The sequence below is a fragment of the Epilithonimonas sp. KH_059 genome, from assembly GCF_057838485.1.
The window spans coordinates 1,071,910-1,090,809 of the sequence record NZ_CM174468.1 but is presented as its reverse complement, the minus strand read 5'-3'; the positions used below and the strand labels follow the sequence as shown (position 1 = coordinate 1,090,809).

Annotated in this window: 20 protein-coding genes; 6 read left to right on the top strand and 14 right to left on the bottom strand. The window is 40.9% G+C overall.

Going from position 1 to position 18,900, the window contains the following annotated elements; genetic code table 11:
• Positions 1–52: 52 nt before the first annotated feature.
• Both AC3IRX_RS05090 and AC3IRX_RS05085 read left to right on the top strand, forming a co-directional pair.
• Positions 53–784 (top strand): SIMPL domain-containing protein, encoded by a 732-nt coding sequence (locus AC3IRX_RS05090; RefSeq protein ID WP_489211385.1) that lies wholly within the window; start codon positions 53–55, stop codon positions 782–784.
• A 79-nt stretch (positions 785–863) separates the two neighbouring features.
• On the top strand, positions 864–2,336 hold the full coding sequence (locus AC3IRX_RS05085) for an alpha-amylase (RefSeq protein WP_489211384.1): 1,473 nt from the start codon (positions 864–866) through the stop codon (positions 2,334–2,336).
• Between the two features lie 68 nt (positions 2,337–2,404).
• On the opposite strand, the gene AC3IRX_RS05080 is transcribed toward AC3IRX_RS05085, so the two are convergent.
• The 4 genes from AC3IRX_RS05080 to AC3IRX_RS05065 form a co-directional block, all read right to left on the bottom strand.
• The gene (locus AC3IRX_RS05080; RefSeq protein WP_489211383.1) at positions 2,405–2,923 is read right to left on the bottom strand and encodes a GNAT family N-acetyltransferase; all 519 of its coding nucleotides are present in this window, start codon (positions 2,921–2,923) and stop codon (positions 2,405–2,407) included.
• A gap of 135 nt (positions 2,924–3,058) precedes the next feature.
• A complete protein-coding gene (locus tag AC3IRX_RS05075) occupies positions 3,059–3,295 on the bottom strand; it encodes a PspC domain-containing protein (RefSeq protein WP_459083427.1) in 237 nt (78 codons plus the stop codon).
• Positions 3,296–3,322: 27 nt separating this feature from the next.
• On the bottom strand, positions 3,323–4,468 hold the full coding sequence (gene bshA / locus AC3IRX_RS05070; protein ID WP_489211381.1) for an N-acetyl-alpha-D-glucosaminyl L-malate synthase BshA: 1,146 nt from the start codon (positions 4,466–4,468) through the stop codon (positions 3,323–3,325).
• Entirely contained in the window at positions 4,468–6,210 is a 1,743-nt protein-coding gene (locus AC3IRX_RS05065) for a glycoside hydrolase family 3 protein (protein WP_489211380.1), read from the bottom strand. Before AC3IRX_RS05065 ends, bshA begins: the two co-directional genes overlap by 1 nt.
• Positions 6,211–6,338: 128 nt before the next feature.
• Here AC3IRX_RS05065 and AC3IRX_RS05060 point away from each other — a divergent pair, with 128 nt between their 5' ends.
• Complete coding sequence (locus AC3IRX_RS05060; protein ID WP_489211379.1) at positions 6,339–6,830, top strand: hypothetical protein; 492 nt, start codon at positions 6,339–6,341, stop codon at positions 6,828–6,830.
• A 303-nt stretch (positions 6,831–7,133) separates the two neighbouring features.
• On the opposite strand, the gene ribA is transcribed toward AC3IRX_RS05060, so the two are convergent.
• From ribA to AC3IRX_RS05010, 10 genes are all read right to left on the bottom strand, one after another.
• Positions 7,134–7,733, bottom strand: a complete 600-nt coding sequence (gene ribA, locus AC3IRX_RS05055) for a GTP cyclohydrolase II (protein ID WP_489211378.1) — start codon at positions 7,731–7,733, stop codon at positions 7,134–7,136.
• A gap of 24 nt (positions 7,734–7,757) precedes the next feature.
• A complete protein-coding gene (locus AC3IRX_RS05050) occupies positions 7,758–8,222 on the bottom strand; it encodes a hypothetical protein (protein WP_489211377.1) in 465 nt (154 codons plus the stop codon).
• Positions 8,219–8,833 carry a DUF4254 domain-containing protein gene (locus AC3IRX_RS05045; protein ID WP_489211376.1) on the bottom strand — a complete coding sequence of 205 codons (615 nt, stop codon included), beginning with the start codon at positions 8,831–8,833 and terminating at the stop codon, positions 8,219–8,221. The genes AC3IRX_RS05050 and AC3IRX_RS05045 overlap by 4 nt, the downstream gene beginning before the upstream one ends.
• 17 nt (positions 8,834–8,850) lie before the next feature.
• Positions 8,851–9,030: a twin-arginine translocase TatA/TatE family subunit gene (locus tag AC3IRX_RS05040; protein ID WP_489211375.1), complete on the bottom strand. Its 180-nt coding sequence runs from the start codon at positions 9,028–9,030 to the stop codon at positions 8,851–8,853.
• Between the two features lie 50 nt (positions 9,031–9,080).
• Positions 9,081–10,664: a murein hydrolase activator EnvC family protein gene (locus AC3IRX_RS05035; RefSeq protein ID WP_489211374.1), complete on the bottom strand. Its 1,584-nt coding sequence runs from the start codon at positions 10,662–10,664 to the stop codon at positions 9,081–9,083.
• A complete protein-coding gene (lolB1, locus tag AC3IRX_RS05030) occupies positions 10,661–11,458 on the bottom strand; it encodes a lipoprotein insertase outer membrane protein LolB1 (RefSeq protein ID WP_489211373.1) in 798 nt (265 codons plus the stop codon). The genes AC3IRX_RS05035 and lolB1 overlap by 4 nt, the downstream gene beginning before the upstream one ends.
• 102 nt (positions 11,459–11,560) lie before the next feature.
• Positions 11,561–12,577 carry a sugar phosphate nucleotidyltransferase gene (locus tag AC3IRX_RS05025; protein WP_489211372.1) on the bottom strand — a complete coding sequence of 339 codons (1,017 nt, stop codon included), beginning with the start codon at positions 12,575–12,577 and terminating at the stop codon, positions 11,561–11,563.
• Between the two features lie 90 nt (positions 12,578–12,667).
• Positions 12,668–13,099 carry a dUTP diphosphatase gene (gene dut / locus AC3IRX_RS05020; RefSeq protein WP_459083438.1) on the bottom strand — a complete coding sequence of 144 codons (432 nt, stop codon included), beginning with the start codon at positions 13,097–13,099 and terminating at the stop codon, positions 12,668–12,670.
• Positions 13,100–13,104: 5 nt separating this feature from the next.
• On the bottom strand, positions 13,105–14,514 hold the full coding sequence (locus tag AC3IRX_RS05015) for a lipopolysaccharide biosynthesis protein (protein WP_489211371.1): 1,410 nt from the start codon (positions 14,512–14,514) through the stop codon (positions 13,105–13,107).
• A 193-nt stretch (positions 14,515–14,707) separates the two neighbouring features.
• On the bottom strand, positions 14,708–15,910 hold the full coding sequence (locus AC3IRX_RS05010; RefSeq protein WP_489211370.1) for a M1 family aminopeptidase: 1,203 nt from the start codon (positions 15,908–15,910) through the stop codon (positions 14,708–14,710).
• Between the two features lie 360 nt (positions 15,911–16,270).
• Between AC3IRX_RS05010 and AC3IRX_RS05005 the strand changes: the two genes are divergently transcribed.
• From AC3IRX_RS05005 to AC3IRX_RS04995, 3 genes are all read left to right on the top strand, one after another.
• The gene (locus AC3IRX_RS05005) at positions 16,271–17,605 is read left to right on the top strand and encodes a dihydroorotase (RefSeq protein WP_489211369.1); all 1,335 of its coding nucleotides are present in this window, start codon (positions 16,271–16,273) and stop codon (positions 17,603–17,605) included.
• A 145-nt stretch (positions 17,606–17,750) separates the two neighbouring features.
• Positions 17,751–18,200, top strand: a complete 450-nt coding sequence (locus AC3IRX_RS05000) for a hypothetical protein (RefSeq protein WP_489211368.1) — start codon at positions 17,751–17,753, stop codon at positions 18,198–18,200.
• A 42-nt stretch (positions 18,201–18,242) separates the two neighbouring features.
• A complete protein-coding gene (locus tag AC3IRX_RS04995; protein ID WP_489211367.1) occupies positions 18,243–18,761 on the top strand; it encodes a nitroreductase family protein in 519 nt (172 codons plus the stop codon).
• Positions 18,762–18,900: the final 139 nt, after the last annotated feature.

Genomic DNA, 18,900 nt, shown 5'->3' with positions numbered 1-18,900 from the left:
AAGATTTGTTTGTTCTTTGTACGAATACAAAAAACCAAATCCAATTTTCACAATGAATAAATCTATAATTGCTGTTACGATTGCAGCCCTAGGCTTTATTATTGGCGTGGCCCTTTTTGGCTCAGCCATAAAAAACCGTAACAAAGCCGATAATACAATCTCGGTGACAGGCCTTGGAACTAAAACATTTACATCTGATTTAATTACTTGGGATGGAAGTTTTTCCAGAACCAGTTTTGAGCTGCAAAGTGCCTACGCGGAACTTGCCGCGGATCGAAGTGTCATATCAGAGTATTTGAAATCCAAAGGAATTAAACCGGCAGAAATGGTATTTTCAGCGGTGGACATCCAAAAACTCTATAACTATTCAAACGATGCGAACGGAAATAGTTCCCGAAATTTCGGTGGGTACCAATTAATGCAAAAGGTATCAATAGAAAGTAAGGAAGTTGGGAAGATAGAAGATCTATCCAGAAATATCACCGAGATTATTAATCGAGGGATTGAATTTACGTCCACAACACCAAATTATTTTTACACCAAACTCTCTGAGGTGAAGCAGCAGATGATTGCAGATGCAACCAAAGATGCGAAAGAAAGAGCAGAGAAAATTGCAGACAATGCAGGAGCAAAATTAGGGAAACTTAAAAAAGGCTCCACTGGGGTCATTCAAATTACAGCGCCCAACTCAACCGAGGAATATTCCTGGGGTGGAACCTATAATACTTCATCAAAAGAGAAGGAATCTAGCATTACAGTGAAGCTCGAATACGAAGTTCGATAGTCGGTAGGCTAAATTTGCAATCAAAAGTGGAATGTGTTAATTAATTCACTAAATTTACCTTCTACTTTATTTGATTACAATGAAATTTAGACCTCTACTTATACTTGGGATGACCCTAAGTGTGCTGCTTAGCTGCGGCTCTGATGGCGGACGCGATCCCGATCCAACACCGAACCCAGACCCCACTCCCAATCCTCCACCAGGCGAAGTTGTGGTGAAACCTGACTTTAAAGTCATTAACGTCACCACGCACGAAGGAAAGCCCTTTGCGGTGGGAGCCCTGCCACCAAGCGGTAAAGCGGTAGGCGGAGAAGGGGGAGCCGTTATGATGCAGGCTTTTTACTGGGATGTTCCTATGGGGGGAACCTGGTGGGATAAAATGAGTGAAAAGGTAAGTGCCTGGTCTAGTGCAGGAATTGGAGCTATTTGGCTTCCCCCTGTAACTAAAGGTCAAAGTGGAGGGTATTCTATGGGATACGATCCTTACGATTATTTTGACTTTGGGCAGTACAATCAGCACGGCACGACAGAGACTCGTTTTGGGTCCAAGGACGAGCTAGTGAACCTTATTAGCAAAGCCCATCAAAGCAATGTGATGGTGTATGCGGACATTGTTTTAAACCACAATAGTGGAGGAGGCTCGCAGTACAATCCTTATACGAAAACCGATACTTGGACCGATTTCACCACCGTAGCTTCAGGACTTTTTAAAAGAGATTATGAATCTTTTTATCCTAACAGCACGGGAACGCATGATGAAGGAAGTTTTGGCGACATGCCAGATTTAAGTCATGCAAATCCGTATGTGCAGGACTGGTTCTGGAAAAAACCAGAATCCGTAGGGAAGTACTATAAGAATACTCTTAAGTTTGACGGATGGCGTTTTGATTATGTAAAAGGATTTGGTTCTTGGGTCGTCAAAGATTGGAATGCTGCGGTAGGAGGGTTCTCCGTTGGAGAACTTTGGGATACCAACCTACAGCTAATCGACGATTGGGTGAAATCCTCAGGAAGTAATGTCTTCGATTTCTCTACCTATTACAAAATGGAAGAGGCGTTTGATCAGGACAATTTAATGAAGCTTACAGAGGCGATGTACTGGAAACAAAATCCACACAAATCGGTAACCTTTGTCACCAACCACGACACCGATGATATTTGGAATAAAAAATATGCCTATGCGTATATTCTAACCCACGAGGGATATCCAACAATTTTCTATCGAGATTATGAAGAGTGGCTTGACAAAACTTCGTTAAACACCCTTATCAAAATCCATAACGAGAAAGCAACAGGGACGACCTCTATTCTTTACGCGGACAAGGATGAATACATTGCAAGACGAAATGGATACAATGGAAATCCAGGTCTTATTGTGTATTTTAATACATCTTCTACGTACCAAGAAAAATGGGTGGAAAGCAATTGGGTGTCCAAAGAGATCTCCGATTTAACCGGAAACGAAACCGCCTATAAGACAACGACCCGTAGTGACCGTTGGGTCAAAATTAAATGTCCACCCGGAACCTATACAATTTGGTCTGTCAACTAAGCACAGATTAAACGTGAAATACAAAAGCGGCCTATAGTGCCGCTTTTTTTGATTTTAAAGGGGATGTTTTAATGATAAACAACATCGTAAATTTCTTCTTTTAAGGCTTTGATGTCGTGGTGTAGATAGTTGCTTAATAGCCATAAATCGAGTGGGTTTTTGTCTAGTCCATAGGCCGGTTGCTGATAGTTTTTGTCCAGAACCTCCAATCCTAGTTTTTGATAAAAGGAAAGTCGACGTTTTGCATCTAGACCTAAGTCTTCAGGCTCGCATTCGAGTACAATTCTTGAATAGTCTTTAAAAAGATCTGCAAGTACTTTTGATCCATAACTTTGATTTCGGAACTCATCAAAGATTTCAAAGTGTTCCACGAATACAGAACTTGACAAGGGCCAAAGAATGAGATACCCTAAGTCTTTCGAATCTACTAGAAGGGAGCGTACTTGTACATTTGGATTTTTGAAAAGCGTAAAGAACTGCTCTTTGCTTCGTCTTTCGTCCCGTGGAAAGTACGATTTGTATGAGTCGTAAATGGGCCTAGCTCGGTAGTGATCGGCCGAATCCACATGTAGGTAATCTATTTTCATGAATCTAAATTGAATTTGAGTAAAAGTACGGTCTTTTGCAAGGCGAGTTCTTACACTTAAAACGATGCGTATTACAAAATGTAAAATGAAGGTGTTTTAAAAACTAAGCCCCTAAGATGATTCCAATTGCGAAGGTTAGAGATCGAAGACGCTCGGTCGACGAGTGACAAAGATATCCTTTACCCAAAGAAAGAATGCAAGGACAAGATAGAGCAGGAAAACAAAGCCAACCGTCGCAAAAGTGGAGTAGATGAAAAATACACGAAGTTTTGAAACTGGGATTCCCAGTTTCGCACCTAGGCGGGTAAGTACACCAAACCATTCTCGCTCGAGTTTGTGTCTTAGATTGGATATGAATCTCGGTTCGCTCATAAAATGCTTACATCTGTATGTGTAAATTTAAGGTTTTTTTGAATTCAAAAATTCCTCGGTGGTTCTTCTGTACATCTCCTCATAAAGGGGAACGATCTTATGCAAATCAAAACTCTCCGCTTGGTTCTTAGCATTCACTTTCATTTGGCAGAGTAATTCTGGATCGCTCAGAAGTTTAATGGTATAGTTGCTCATTACTTCTACATTGCCGATTTCGGCTAGATAGCCTGTAACCCCTTGGATATTTACCTCAGGAATTCCTCCGGCATTTGAACTGATCACGGGGGTTGCGGCTGCCATTGCCTCAAGGGCGGCCAGTCCAAAGCTTTCCTGTTCGGATGGAAGAAGGAAAACATCGGAAAGTTCTAAGATTCGGTAGAGGTCGTTTACTTTTCCTAGAATCCGGATTTTATCAATTAGATCCGGGTTTTGTTCTAGAAATTGATTGACAAGTTCCATATCCGGTCCCTCCCCAATAATGACAAGTTTAGATTTTATTTTGGCCTGTACGTTTTTGAAGATTTGAAGAACGTCTTGTATTCTTTTTACGGGACGTAAGTTCGAGACGTGAATGAGTATTTTTTCATCCTGTTTTGCGAATTGGTCCCTTTGGCAAGGGATCTCAGGAGTGAATACTTTGTTGTCAATGAAATTCGTGATGACCTCAATAGGTCTTGTAATGTTGAAGAATTTCAAAGTATCTTTCTTTAAACTCTCAGAAACGGACGTTACCGCATTGCTTTGGTTGATAGAGAATTCTACTGCATGCTTGTAACTTGGAAACTGACCTACAAGTGTGATGTCTGTGCCGTGTAAGGTAGTGACTAGAGGCACGTCTTTCCCTTCTTCTTTAAGCATTTGCTTGGCTGTAAACGCGGCATACGCGTACGGGATTGCATAATGCGCATGAAGAAGATCTAATTTGTAGAGGTTCACTACGCGGTAGATCATAGAGCTAAGCGCGATGTCATAAGGTTGGTATTGAAACAGAGGGTAGGTCTGCAAGTTTACCTTATGAAAGAAGATATTGGGGTTTGTAATGTCAAGTCGAGCCGGTAAATTGTTGGAAATAAAATGCACTTCGTAGCCTTTGTCTGCGAGTGCCATTCCAAGTTCAGTGGCTACAATGCCGCTACCTCCATACGTAGGGTAGCAAAGGATTCCTATTTTCATTATTCAATGAGGATTTGAGAGGTTGGTTTTGGATTTGTAGAAGTCTCTTGCGTGGGAAGAATAAGCCCATCGCCTGCCTTTAATTCGGCGCTTATACTCACGGGAAGTTTTCCCTCCATAGGACTTTGTCCTAAAAATGCTTTTGCGCTCGCCATTTGCGAGTCTATATTGTTTTCGTAGGCGACCACAACCCCTGAAATTCCCTGTAGATCCATGTCTAAAAGGGCATAAGGCGAAGCGAATACGCTTAGTATTACTTCGTGGTCTTTCGTTAAGTTCTTAAGAATGTCTTTGGATTCTTTTGAGATTTTATACGGTTTGTAAGCCGTAGAATTGTCCTTGTGTAGGCCCACAATTACTTTTGCACCCTTAGGAATGGAGCTAATTTTTGATTTGGAGACAGTTTTTACAGTCGTACCTATTTGGAGTGCTTTTACAAACTCATGGAAAGGGTCTTCTTCTAATCCTACATAATAGTAAGTCTCCTTGCAAGAAAGAGGAAGAATCACATTTTCATTTCGTAAAAGAGTGAGGGCCTTAGAATAAACCTTTTGCGCCATTTGTTTGTGCGTCTGATTGTTTAAGTCGTAGTCTAGATTCTGCGTCGAAATAGGCTCAAAAGAATCAAGGCCTAAATAGTATTTTGTCTTTAGAATCTTCTTTACACTTTCTTCTAGGCGAGACTCCGGAATCGTTCCGTTTTCAAGTCCTTGTCTTATTCGCTTTTTCCCCTCGTTTACCCCTTGAGAGAAAAGCATGATGTCATTTCCTGCCTGGAAGGCAAGGAAATCCAATTCACCTGGTTTGTAGCGTTTTGCGACGGCGCCCATGTTTAAGGCATCCGTGATGATCAGTCCTTTATAGCCATAGGATTCCTTTAGAAGGCCTGTAATGACGTCGAAAGAGATAGAAGCGGGTACTCCTTTTTTGGGTTCTAAGGCAGGCACATACAAGTGGGCGACCATGACGCCTCCTACGCCTAAATCCATCATCGCTTTAAAGGGTGCTAGTTCGATCTTTTCTAATCGCTCTTTGGAGTGAGCGACGACCGGAAGATCCAAGTGCGAGTCCATGCTCGTATCGCCGTGCCCTGGGAAATGCTTGATTGCCGCGAGAACCGCGTGGTCTTGAAGTCCTTTCGTGTATGCATTCGCGGAGAGTACTACATTATCCACTTCGGATCCGAAGCTTCGGTTACCAATGATAGGATTGCTAGGGTTGGTGTTAACGTCTACAACCGGAGCAAAAACCCAATTGACGCCCATTCGTTTTGCATCCGCCGCAATTTGCGAAGCCATTTCGGTGACGACGGTTTTGTCTGTGATAGCGCCTAAGGCCATGGCCCATGGCAGCTTATAGGCTTTTTCAATTCTTTGGAAAATTCCCCATTCTGCGTCCATTCCCACGAGCATAGGAACTTTGCTCTGCGATTGCAGCTCATTTAGGATCTCAATTTCTCGTTTTGCATCGTCTTGCATTAAAATGAGTCCTCCTAGCTTTTCTGTTTTCACAAGGGTTTTTACCTGCTCAATCTCCTGTTCACCCTTGTTTGTGTAAAGTGCAACAATAAATAATTGACCTAATTTTTCGTCTTGTGATAAGCTTTCGTAGGTTTTGTTTACCCACTGCTCAGCCTCTTTCTTTTTCGCTTCTGTAAGGTCTAAGGGTTTGTACTGCGCTGATAGAAAGCTGCTTAGAAAGATACTTAGCAATAGAGTAGAATACAAACGGGTTAGCTTCATAAGGCAGGGTTTTCGTGAGAAACAAAAATACAACTTTATAATTTTACGCCCCCCATGCAAAGAATAAAGTTTTTGGCATTTGTTTTGGATAGTTAAGGGTAATTATCATTTAATACCAAAGTAAATCTATGAAAAAGTTACTACCCCTATTGATGCTCGCCTTTGTTGGTCTTTTTGCACTTAGTTGCGATAATACAGACGATAGAGGTTCCGGGCAAGATTACGATACCTATCCTGTGATGAAAGATGTGAGTGGAACCTTTAGTGCTTCCAACGATTATTCACTTCAGCAATCCATTCAACTTCCACAATCGGACGTGGTTTTGGTTTACAGAAATGTAGGTACTAGCGGACCTGTTTGGCAGTTAATTCCGAAAACAGAATACCTAACCGACGGACGTGAGTTAGATTACAACTTCCTTTTCTCTAAAGATTTAGTAGAGATCTATACAGAAGCGAATTTTGATCAAGCTACGATGTCGAGTGCAGAGAAAGCGCAGTATCTAAACAACCAACAATTTAGAATTGTACTGGTTCCTGCTTCTGCAGCAGCTGATTTAAAAAGCAAAGAGTACAATTCCGTACTGAATGCTCTTAAAGTTTCTGCACCACAGAAATAGAAGATAGTAAAAAACACAAATTCTATATAAAAAGCCGTTTCCTTCATGAGAGGAAACGGCTTTTGTATTTTCGCCTTAAGACCTACCTAAGGTCTGAAAGGACTTAAGGTTCATTTTCTATAGTTGAATCTTACTTTTCCAGTCACGTAACATATAGGGGAGCTTCGATTCACCCTTTGGTACTCTTGAGGCCATGCTCGGTGATTTTATTGGGATTAGATTTTACAGTTTATTTGCCTCTGCTTTTCGCTCTTTTTAATTGGACCCTGTTCCGCTTCCATTGGCTTTTTCGAACCTCGAGAGTTACGATTCTGAATCGTCTTTCAATAGATGTTTGAAATACGTCCGTTTTACGCGTAAATAGTCCCGGCTCTCATCGGTAGCTTCAATTTGAAGCGGAATGCGAGAGTGTAGTTTAATGCCGCTTTGTTCGACGTATTTAATTTTGTCTGGGTTGTTGGTCAAAAGGTTCACCTCTTTTACCTCTAGGAATTTGAGGATTTCAATGGCGACCGAAAAATCACGATCGTCCGCAGGAAGTCCTAACTGTAAGTTCGCTTGTACCGTATCGAGTCCACCTTCTTGCAAAGAGTACGCTCTTAGTTTGTTGATGATTCCAATGTTGCGTCCTTCTTGGCGTAAGTAGATGAGGATACCTCCGTTTTCTTGTAGGTATTTCATCGCGTAGTCAAGCTGTTGCCCGCATTCGCATTTTTTGGAGTGGAAGATTTCTCCTGTCATGCATTCGGAATGAAACCGAACGTTTACAGGTTTTGAAAAATCAGTCCCCTCGGCCACTAGAGCCAAATGCGGCATCCAATCGGTTTCGACTTCTGAAAAAGCAATAATATTAAAATAGCCAAACTCGGTAGGAACTCTAGATTCAGCTTGTTTTTTGACCATGGTATGGGGGTTCGTTTAAAAAGGTTATTTACCTCCTGGGGGCCTACTTAGAAGTTCTAGTTGGGCAATGTTACTTTTGATTCTCACCAGATAGCGATTAATGACTTCATCGTCAGAAGGAGAGAGATAGCGTCTTAATTTTTGAATTTTCTTGTAAGAGGATTCGACTTTTTCAAGTGCGCGTTCCTGCCCTACCAGATTGTATGCATGCACAGCATAAACGTATTCTTTAACATGGAATTTTAAATCCCTCACTTCGTCATTTAAGGCAGAATTCCGGAATTTCGGAAAGGTAGACATGTGAGAGGAAAGCTCAGAGGCATAAAATATTTTCCCTGATTTTTCAGTGAATTTACCGCCTACGCCCGTCCCTGCGGCCACTGCAGAAGCAGCATCAATGCTCGATTGAATCGGAGAAAGTGTCACTTTTTCCGAAGAACAGGAGACTAAAAAGGTAAGTAAGGTGATAACTAAAGTTAAAAATTTCATTTTTGCGCATCCTTTCTATATAGGATCGGGTTAAGACTCTCATCGTTATACATCTTCATTTGTTTGTATACCTTCATCTTAACGAAACCGTTCTCTATATCCATCAGGAGCTGATCGATGGCACTCATCAGGTCAATCTGTTGTTCCAAAAGAACAAGCAGTTTCGCCCTGCACTTCGCCTTATGCTCCTCGCTTGCAGATTCTCTGCTTGCTTCCTGGTCCATATGGTAGATTTTAAGTGCTAAAATCGAAAGCCTATCCACGGCCCAAGCGGGAGTTTCGGTGTTTAAAACCGAGTCCTTCGCTGGGACAATGTCTTTGTATTTTTCCAAAAACCAACTGTCAATATACTCAACAAGGTCGGTTCGATTCTGATTCGATTTATCAATTCTCCTTTTCAGGGCCAGCGCTTCAATAGGGTCAATTTGCTCGTCTCGGATTAGATCTTCTAAATGCCATTGAACGGTGTCAATCCAGTTCTTTGCATACAAAAGTCGTTCCAAACTACCCTCCTCGTATGGGTTGCAGTCGGATGCATCTACCTGATCTGTGATATGATAATGGATGATGGAAAGGTTAAAAACCTCCCATGCTAGTTCGGAAAAGGCCATGGGGCGCAAGTGTTTTCTTAAGGGTTAGTAGGCTCGTCGGATTTTGGATCCTGGCCTTTTTTATCTTCGTCTTTTACCGCATCTTTAAATTCTTTGATGCCAGATCCCACTCCTTTCATTAGTTCTGGGATTTTTTTTGCACCAAATAAAACTACGATAATAAGGGCAATGATTAGTATTTCTTTAAAACCTATCATGAGTATTATTTATTAAGATTATTACAGTGCAAATGTAAACTATTTTTTAATTATTTTAACCATCCCATAGGATCCACTGGCGTGGTTCCGTTCCAGATTTGGAAGTCTAAGGTGTACGATCCGTCGAAATCAGCTCCTACAACTCCAATGGCTGCTCCAGCCACAATCGATTGATTTGCGGAAACAGAAACCGATTCTAAATTGGAGTAAATGGTGAAGTAAGTTCCGTGGCGTACCACCACCGTTTTGGTTCCTCCGTCCACAAAGACTCTTGAAACAATACCTGGGTACACGCTCTTAGCTACAGTTCCTCTAGGGACCGCAATTTTAATTCCAGAGTTTTCCTCTACAATGTTTTTGAAAACAGGGTGAGGTTGGCGTCCGAATCGATGGGTGATGGTTCCATAGACGGGCATGGCGAGAGATCCTCGGTTGGCCGCGAAGTTTCCGGCTGAAGTTTTCCCAACTCCGTACGCGGTCATCGTTTTGGCTTCGACCGCCTCTTTCGCATCTTCATTTGCTTTGGAGAGTTTCGCCTCGTTCGCTTTTGCTGCAGCGAGTTTGTCTGCGGCAGCTTTCGCTTTCGAAGCCGCTTCTGCGGACTCTTTTGCAGCTGCAATTCTTCTTGCTTCTGCTTTGTCCGCCTCGTCTGATTTTCGGGCATCTTGCGCTTTCTTCGCATCCGCAGCTTCCGCTAGACGGGTTTTCTCAGCTTCTTCTTTCGCTTTTTTGTCGGCGATGTCTTGAAGGCGTTTAGCCTCTTCTTCTGCTTTTTTCTTAGCGGCTTCTGCCTGTGCAATTTTCGCGCGGTTCGCCTCTTCAATTCTTGCCTTCTCGCGATCGGCAATGATTTTCGCTTGACGTGCCGCTTCGGCTCTTGCTGCTTTTTCCGCTTCTTCTTTTACTTTAGCCAGACGAATTTCTTCTTGGATAATGCTTCTTAATTTTCCTTCAAGTGCTCTGGATTCTGCCTGCTTTTGTTTTAGTTCTTTGGATAGCTCTACTTCATTTACTTTGAATTGAGCTAAGAGTCCCTCTTTTTGTTTTCTTTCTACTTCAATGGTAGAAAGCTCCGTTTGTTGAGAACGAAGTAGAGTTTCCTTGTCTTGTACGGATCTCTGACGAGATTCAATGTTCATTTCAATTTTCTGAGCTACGCCCATAATCTCGGCGGCTTTTTGATCTTGAAAATTGCTATACGTCTTTAGGTACTGGGCGCGACGAATGGCTTCCCCTAGATTGCGGGAAGAAAGAATGAAGGTCACTTTGTTTTGAACGCCTTTGTTTTTGTAAGCTTTGACTAATACTTCTGCGTAGTTTTTGCGAAGAACGGCAAGTTCTCGACGCTGGCGGTTAATTTCCAGTTGCTTTAGATAGATGTCGTCCTCAATGAGACGTTTTTCTTTTTGGGTGTTTTGGTAGACCTTTTCTCGAAGTTTGATTTTCTTGTTCACTTCCTCTAAGTAAGCCACCGACAATTTCGCCTCGCTTTTGGCTTTGGCTAAATTGCTATTGATCTTTGCGATCTGTTTTTTTAATTCGTTGTTTTGCGCTTGAAGCTGAGTTTTACTCTGGGAAAAACCAAGCACGAAGCACAGTAGGGCAGCCCCTAAAAAAAGTTTCTTTGCTGTCATTTAATCGTCACTTTTTTGTAACCTGAAGGCACGCTATAGGGCGTAGACATTTTTGTAAGTTCAAATTTCGTGTTTTCTATCTCCACTTGACTTTCCTTTTTGCCTTTTATAATTAGTTTAACATTTTTCGCGTAGCGCTCTGTACCCACCGTCTCAAAGTTAGAATAATAGACCTCGAGCTGATTGGGCGAGTTTATTTGTTGCAATAATACTTTTTTTAAATCAAAATTGGAAGCATATTCCAAACTTATTTGATACTCTTCACTGCTCTCGCTCGAGCCAAAGCGCTGGTTTTCTTTAGAAACGAGGGTATAGGAAGAGGTCCCTTTGGTCAATTTAAAGTCCTTAGGATCGATAGGGAGGAAGGTTTTTCCCACAAGCAATTTCTGTAGGGATTGTAGATCTATGAAATCCACACCCAAAAGAGAATTCAAATACTCGTAAGAAGAGTCAATATACGTTTTGTTCCATTTTTCGTACCCTTTAAATCCCTGTGGAGTGGCCACTCCACGAGCAACGCTTAAAAACAGAGCGGAGAAATTCATCCAGACTTTCTCATCTTTCTCTAGGTAAATTGTGGCATCAATCGTAGGCAAAAACTTTCCGGTCTGTGCATTGATTTTACTTGAGATTTTAAGGGTTTCAAACTCGGGCGCTCGATTGATGTCCGTCCATAAAGCTTTCGCATCCACTTCTTTATTGATGTCCGTGGGATTTGCGACCTTGGATTGGCTCGTGCAACCGAGTGCAAGAAAAAGGGTAACAAAAGAAAGAATAAATATATTTGATTTCATAAGTGTAGGATTTTAAAGGCAAGTGCAAGATTAAAGCCAAAACACACAACCCTCAAAGGTTGTGTGTTGGCTTATAGGTTGCTTTAGAGCGGGAGCACCGCCTTATTTGGATAAGAAATCTAAAACGGAAAAATCTCCTAGAGAAATTTCTCTTGATACGCCGTAATATTCTGCTGAATTTCCAATCATGGAATTGCTTAAATTCCCGTGGTTGATCGTGGTTTTCTCTTGTATAAGGGAGGTATCAATATTTGAATTTTCAATGATTGTATGGTTTCCTATGGAAACGTTAGGTCCCACTTTTGAGTTCGTAATTTTCACATTTTCTCCAATAAAACATGGAGGAATGATTAAACTGTTTTCAATAAGGGCCGAAGCTGGAAAGTTTGCAAACCCTTCTTTTTCGTAGCCTAGGATTTTGCTGTTCGTTTCCACGGTCGCATTTTTGTTTCCACAGTCCATCCAGTCATCGACTTTGCCTAGAGAGAACTTAGCTCCTTTGCTACGAAGGTTTTCTAAAGCGGTGGTTAATTGAAATTCCCCTCCTTCTTTAATGTTCTTTTCCATGATGTCGTTAATCTCATTCATCAAGGTCTCCGCAGACTTAAAGTAATAGATTCCAATAATGGCTAAATCGGAAACAAATTCTTTTGGTTTTTCAACGAAATCAGTTATGAAACCATAGTCGTCTAATTTCACAACGCCAAATGCGCTTGGATCCTCTACTTTTTTCACCCAAATCACGCCGTCAGAAGTTTTGTCCAAATGGAAATCGGCTCTAAATAGCGTATCTGCAAATGCCACAACGACATCTCCCTGCATGGAGGCTTCAGCACATTTGATGGCATGAGCGGTTCCTAAAGGTTCGTCCTGCGTATAGACCGTTCCTTTGGCTCCTAGTTTTTCCGCGACCGCAATGAGGTGAGCTTCCACTTCCGCTCCGAAATCTCCAATAATAAAGGCGATTTCTTCAATGGGTTCGCCTGCAACCTTCGCAATGTCCTCTACGAGGCGCTGAACGATGGGTTTTCCACCAATTGGAATTAATGGTTTTGGAACCGTAAGGGTATGGGGTCTTAGTCGAGAGCCTCTTCCGGCCATGGGAACGATTATTTTCATAAAAGAGTGTGTTTTAAATTTTAGTCAAGTGTTCGTTTTTCGAAGTTTACTTAAGGGATGAAATGGAGGCAAAACGCCTCGTATGGAATTCTATTTTTGGGTACTTCCAAAGCCCCCGCTTCCTCTACTGGAATCGCTTAGGGTTTCTACAACTTCCCATTCGGCGCATTCGTGCTGCGCAATCACCATCTGGGCAATTCGTTCGCCGTCTTGAATCGTGAAGTTTTCTTTAGATAGGTTAATGAGGATGACACCCACTTCCCCTCGATAATCCGCATCAATGGTGCCCGGAGAATTTAGAACTGTAATTCCGTTTTTAATCGCAAGTCCACTTCGGGGCCTTACCTGCGCTTCGTATCCTTTGGGAAGCTCGATGGAGAGTCCTGTGGGAATAATCTTGCGCTCAAGGGGCTCGAGCGTGATCGGGGATTCTAAAAAAGCGTAAAGATCCATACCGGCCGCGCACGGCGTTTGGTATTTTGGAAGTTCGTGTGAGGAGCGGTTGATTACTTTTATCTTCATTGTTTTCAATTCTTTTTTAATAGGCCTCTTTGACTGTAGAGGATGGAGAGGGTAAATATCAAGAAAATTCCGTTCCCAATCCACAAATTCGCATTAAATAATTGGTACGAAACAAAAGAGAGGCCAATTAAACCGGCTAAAGTTAAACAAATTCTTCGAGTAGGATAGGGTATCGGGTAGTATTTTTGGCCTAAGAAGTAGGAAAGTACCATCATTAGGAAGTAGGCTCCTAAGGTGACATAGGCCGAGACCATAAACCCGTACTCTTTTAAAAATAAGAAGTTTAACCCAAGGGTGACTAGGGCGCCAATCCAAGAAATATAGGTGCCAAAGATCGTACGGTCCGTGACTTTATACCATGTGGAGAGGTTGTAATAGATGCCGAAAAATAAATTCGCAACAATGATAATAGGAATGATATCAACCGCTTTCCAATAGGCTGAATTCGGGATAAAGAGAGTTTTAAGCCAAGAAAGGTTCGCAATTAATCCCAGAGCCATGATGGAAGCAAAGTAAGTGAAGTACTCGGTAATCTTCGCATAGGTCTGTTTTGCGTTCACTTCGTTCATTTGTTTAAAGAAGTAAGGCTCGATTCCCATTCGGTACGCGGTCACAAAGAGTGTCATAAGAACTGCGAGTTTGTAGGCGCCTCCATAAGCCCCCGCGTCCTCGGCAGGAATCATATAGAGTTGCATTGCTTTGTCTAGATTCTCATTGATCATAAAGGCAAGTCCTGCAATCATCACGGGCCATGCATACTTTATCATCCTGTGAAAAAGGGATTTGACAAATTGAAATCGGACCTTTAAAACAATGGGAAGGAGCATGAGAATGCCAAACAAAGAGCCAATCAAATTACTGTAAAAAGTAAACGATACGTTATGGGTAAGTCCCATGTTCCTAGAGAGTTCGCGCGGAATCCAAAGGAAAAGCGCTATCACAAACACGGTGTGGATGACGCTTTGCGCCACTCGAATGGCGGAATAAACCATGGGTTTGTTATGAAAACGCAAATAAGCAAAAGGAATAATACAAACGGCATCAAAGAAAGCGATCCAAGCCATCCAACGAATGTACTCAGGAGAAGCTCCATAGCCCATAAACCCAGCAATGGATTGCGTAAAGAGAAGACAAACTATTAGAAACACCGCCGCATTGATTGCTACAAACCAAAACGAAGTATTGAAGGTCTTTCTCTCCATGTCTTTTTCTGCTGCAAATCGGAAGTAGGCCGTTTCAAATCCAAAGGTTAGAAAAATATTAACAAAAGAAATGATTGCATAGAGATTCGTGAACTGCGCAAATTCACCGGGATTGATGAAGTTAATGTACAGGGGATTGAGTAAAAACACGATGACTCGTGGAAGGATGGCTCCTAGCCCGTAGATCAGTGTTTCGCTTAATAATTTTTTCAAATCCAATGAATTTTGGACAAAGGTAAAAAATAGGATGGATTTCCTCGTTTTAAATTCCGCTTGTCAGCTAGACTTCCATTTGTCCTTTGTACGAATATACTGCTTTTGTGTCTCATATGTGGAGAGCCATGTCAAATCTTGTATCCTCAAAAGGAATACAGTTTTATTCCTATTTTACACTTATACATTATCATTATGAGAACGACCTTCTTTTTTTTAGATCTTCGAATAGATCCTTTACTTCTTTTCCGTACTGTTGACTTAATAACTTTTCGAATTCTGCGAGGGTAGATATTTTGTTTTTTAAGGTCAATTGTAGAAGTTGTTTAAAATGGTTTCGTCCAATTTTTCTTTCAATTTCATAGCAAATTAATGCACCTTTTGTATATAATATTTTCCCTCGAATTTCCCCTTCCATATCCTTGTTTACCTCCACTAGTGAAAAAGCAATCCTATTAGCTTCTGTCTTTTTTCTTTGCATCAGTTTAGTAAATTGGCTTTCGCCATAAACGCTTCTGTAATAAATATAGCTCATATATTCAGCCAAACTTTCATTCATGAAGGCATCACTACTGTAATTGTAAATTTCTGCTTTGCGGAACCAACTGTGTGCAATCTCATGGGAAAGTAGATAGGAGGTTCCCTTTTTGTAGGGAATGTTTTGTAAGCTTATAAAGTTGTCTGTAGAATAGAAGGAATAGGGATAGTAGTCGTTTAAGAGTATTTTGATATCAATGATTTGGTCTATTTGCAGGTAGTTATTGTATGTATCACGGATGTTTTCAGTTTCATTGGCGATGAACGTAATCTTATCATCAGAGGACTTATTATGAAGTATCGAAATATTATTCCCTTCATATTTAGAATACTCATCGAAGGATAGTATTACCAAAGCTCTGTCTGTTGGTGATTTATCTGTTAGTGATTTATTCGTGATATAGAATTTGTAAGGCGAAATGTTTTTAAAGATCATATGATATGAGAAATACTGAATTCGCTTTTCGTCGACTAGTTGCGGAACAAGATCATCGTCCAACAATAATAATCCCGACGAAGATTTATGTTCAAGCTGGTCTAATGAAATTTTATAAGTAAAATTTAGATTTTTCAGATTATACTTAGTTGCATCTATTTTTATTTCTCTAGATTTTGAATCAAAAGCATATTGGAAGTCAGATTTGCCATCGATTTTCAAGTCAGATATATTGTCATTAACAACAAAATGAAGTATGTTCTTTACAGGTTTATTAAATTTAAAAATAGTTTCAAATTCAATAACTTGATTGTCTTTAATGTTAATGGTAATTGTGCATTCGTTGTTTTCGTGGCTTTTCTCAGGACGACAAGAAATTAGCAAGGTTGATAAGCAAATGAAGCTAAGCAATACTTTATACATTTTGCAGGATATATTATTAGACAAACTTAGATAAAATCACCAAATAAGTTTCCGTTCATTATTTAATTTTTATGCGTGCTAAGATATTCATTGAATTAATATTGGGGTGTTGTTTGCGGACTATAAGTGGATTTCGGATGTAATAAACAATGTAAATTGAAGGGTTGGCTTACACTTTTGGTTTAATCAAGTTTCAATCCCTTTACTAGGAGGGCTAAATCGCATTCTTTTTTTGTAATTTTGAGGCTCTTCCAAAATAATCCTTTTGAGGAAAGAGGACTTCTAATCTTTTTCAAAGGAATTGGAGCCTAAAAGGAAGAGCAAAAACAGCCCTAGGGATTAAATTTCAATAGAATACTTATGAAAACGCTAATACGAAACGCTCAAATTATAAACGAAGGAAAAATTTTCAAAGGCGATGTTTTGCTCGAAGCGGACCGAATTTTGAAAGTAGGCACAGAGCTGTCCCTAGAGAAGGTCGATCGAATAATTGAGGCCGAGGGACTTTATTTGCTGCCCGGAGTTATTGACGATCAAGTGCATTTTAGAGAACCTGGACTCACCCACAAAGGCACTATTGAATCAGAAAGTAGAGCGGCAGTCGCAGGAGGCGTGACCAGTTTTATTGAACAGCCCAATACAGTACCGAATGCGGTCACCCAAGAACTTTTGGAAGACAAATACGAGATCGCTAGCAAAAGCGCTTACGCCAATTATTCTTTTATGATGGGAGGCACTAACGATAATTTAGAGGAGGTACTTAAAACCAATCCTAAGAATGTAGCGGGCATTAAGCTTTTCCTTGGATCTTCTACAGGAAATATGCTTGTAGACAATCCCGAAACCTTGGAGAAAATTTTCTCTAGTACGAAGATGCTCATTGCGGTGCATTGCGAGGATGAGCAAACCATTAGAGAGAATACGGAAAAATTCAAACAACTCTATGGAGAAGATATCCCTGTGGAATTCCATTCAGAAATTCGGAGTGCAGAGGCGTGCTTTATCTCATCATCAAAAGCCATAGAGCTTGCAAAGAAAACCGGCGCAAAACTCCATGTGTTTCATGTCTCTACGGCGATTGAAACGGAACTTTTCCGAAATGACATTCCTTTAAAGGATAAGAAAATAACAGCGGAGGTTTGTGTGCACCACCTCTGGTTTAGTCAGGAAGATTACACGACAAAAGGAACCTTGATCAAATGGAATCCTGCAGTGAAAAGCGCCAAAGATCGAGACGCCCTTTGGGAAGCCTTGTTAGACGACCGAATTGATGTGATTGCGACCGATCATGCTCCTCATACCTGGGAGGAAAAGCAGCAAGTTTATACCAAAGCTCCTTCGGGAGGTCCTTTAGTTCATCATTCCCTGGTGGCACTACTTCAATTCTACCATCAAGGAAAAATTACTCTTGAGAAAATCGTGGAAAAGATGTGTCACAATCCAGCCATCCTTTTTGAAATTCAGGACCGAGGCTATGTAAAAGAGGGCTACAAGGCAGATTTGGTTTTAGTTGATCTCAATTCCCCTTGGGAAGTCACGAAAGAATCTTTACTTTATAAATGCCACTGGTCCCCTTTTGAAAATCAGAAGTTTGAAGCCAAAGTGACCCATACTTTTGTCAATGGCCACTTAGCCTACGAGAAGGGTCAAGTTAGTGACCAGAAAGCAGGAGAAAGACTTTTGTTTGATCGGTAGAGAATTGTCTTAGAATAAAATTGGAGGGCCTGTAAAGAAGTGAGTTTAGGAGCGAGGTTCAGCTATAGATAGCATTTTTTGACTTTCTATTCTAATCGCTTAAAAGGGAAAGGGTGAAATAAAAGGAATTCTCTACATTTGGAATGTGCTAACAGGAAACTATAATAAAGCAGAGCTTCGAGAATTCGTGAAGCAAACCCTCTCCGGAAAAGTGAAAACTCTGGAGTACTACCGCGAATTTACCCGCGAAGCTAGCCAAGATATTAAGAAGACCACCAAATACGATAGCATTCGAGAAGAGTTGCAGCAGGAACTGTATCATTTGGATCGCCAAATGGCGAGTCTGAAAAAGATGCAAAAAGAACTTGAGAAAGTAATCTCTGCCCCCACGGAGAGAATTCAATTAGGTTCCCTTGTCATCACCAACAAAGCCCGATTTTATATTTCCGTTTCCTTAGGAGAGATTTTCTTCGACGGGGATCGATACTACGCAATTTCCCTTGAAAGCCCAATGGCTCAAATTCTACTTGGAAAAAAGAAAGGAGAAGAATTTAAGTTGAATAACATCACCCAAAGAATAGAAGAAATCTACTAAGAATACTTTTCTTAATTGAGAATATCGAATTATCTTTGGCTCATGAATTCACAAGAAGTACTTAGTCAAATTATAAAAGGCCGAAAGAGCCGATTCCCAAGAGATTATAACGGTCAGCCCATTGATCCAGAGGTCCTAAAAGAAATTTTAGACTCCGCAAATTATGCCCCTAACCACAAGAGAACACGCCCTTGGCGTTTTCAGGTTTTTCAAGGGGAACAGAAAAATAGGATGGGAGAAAGACTGGCAGAGGTCTACAAAGAAATCACGAATCCAGAAGTGTTTCTTGAAAAGAAATACAAGGATATTTCCCATAAGTGGGTACAGTCTGATGCCGTCGTATCCATTGTCGTGAACTATTCAGGACTGGTTCCTCAGTGGGAAGAAATTGCAGCCGTTTCCATGGCCGTTCAAAACATGTATTTAACGGCAAGCGCCGCAGGAGTGGGAGCATATTGGTCTTCTCCAGGGTTAAAAGATCACATGGGCCCAGAGCTCAAAATGGAAGAGAACCAATATTGTTTAGGCTTTTTCTTCATCGGGTCTCTAGATCAACAATAGACGCTCTGAGACTCAAAAGTTTACCGCTAAGTTTCTGTCCAAGAAAGTCTTTTTCAAAAAACTTCGATATTTTTTTGAAAATAGAAGGGTAACAGAGGGTTACTTGAGAAAAATAACTTAAATTTGCAGACTCAAAATG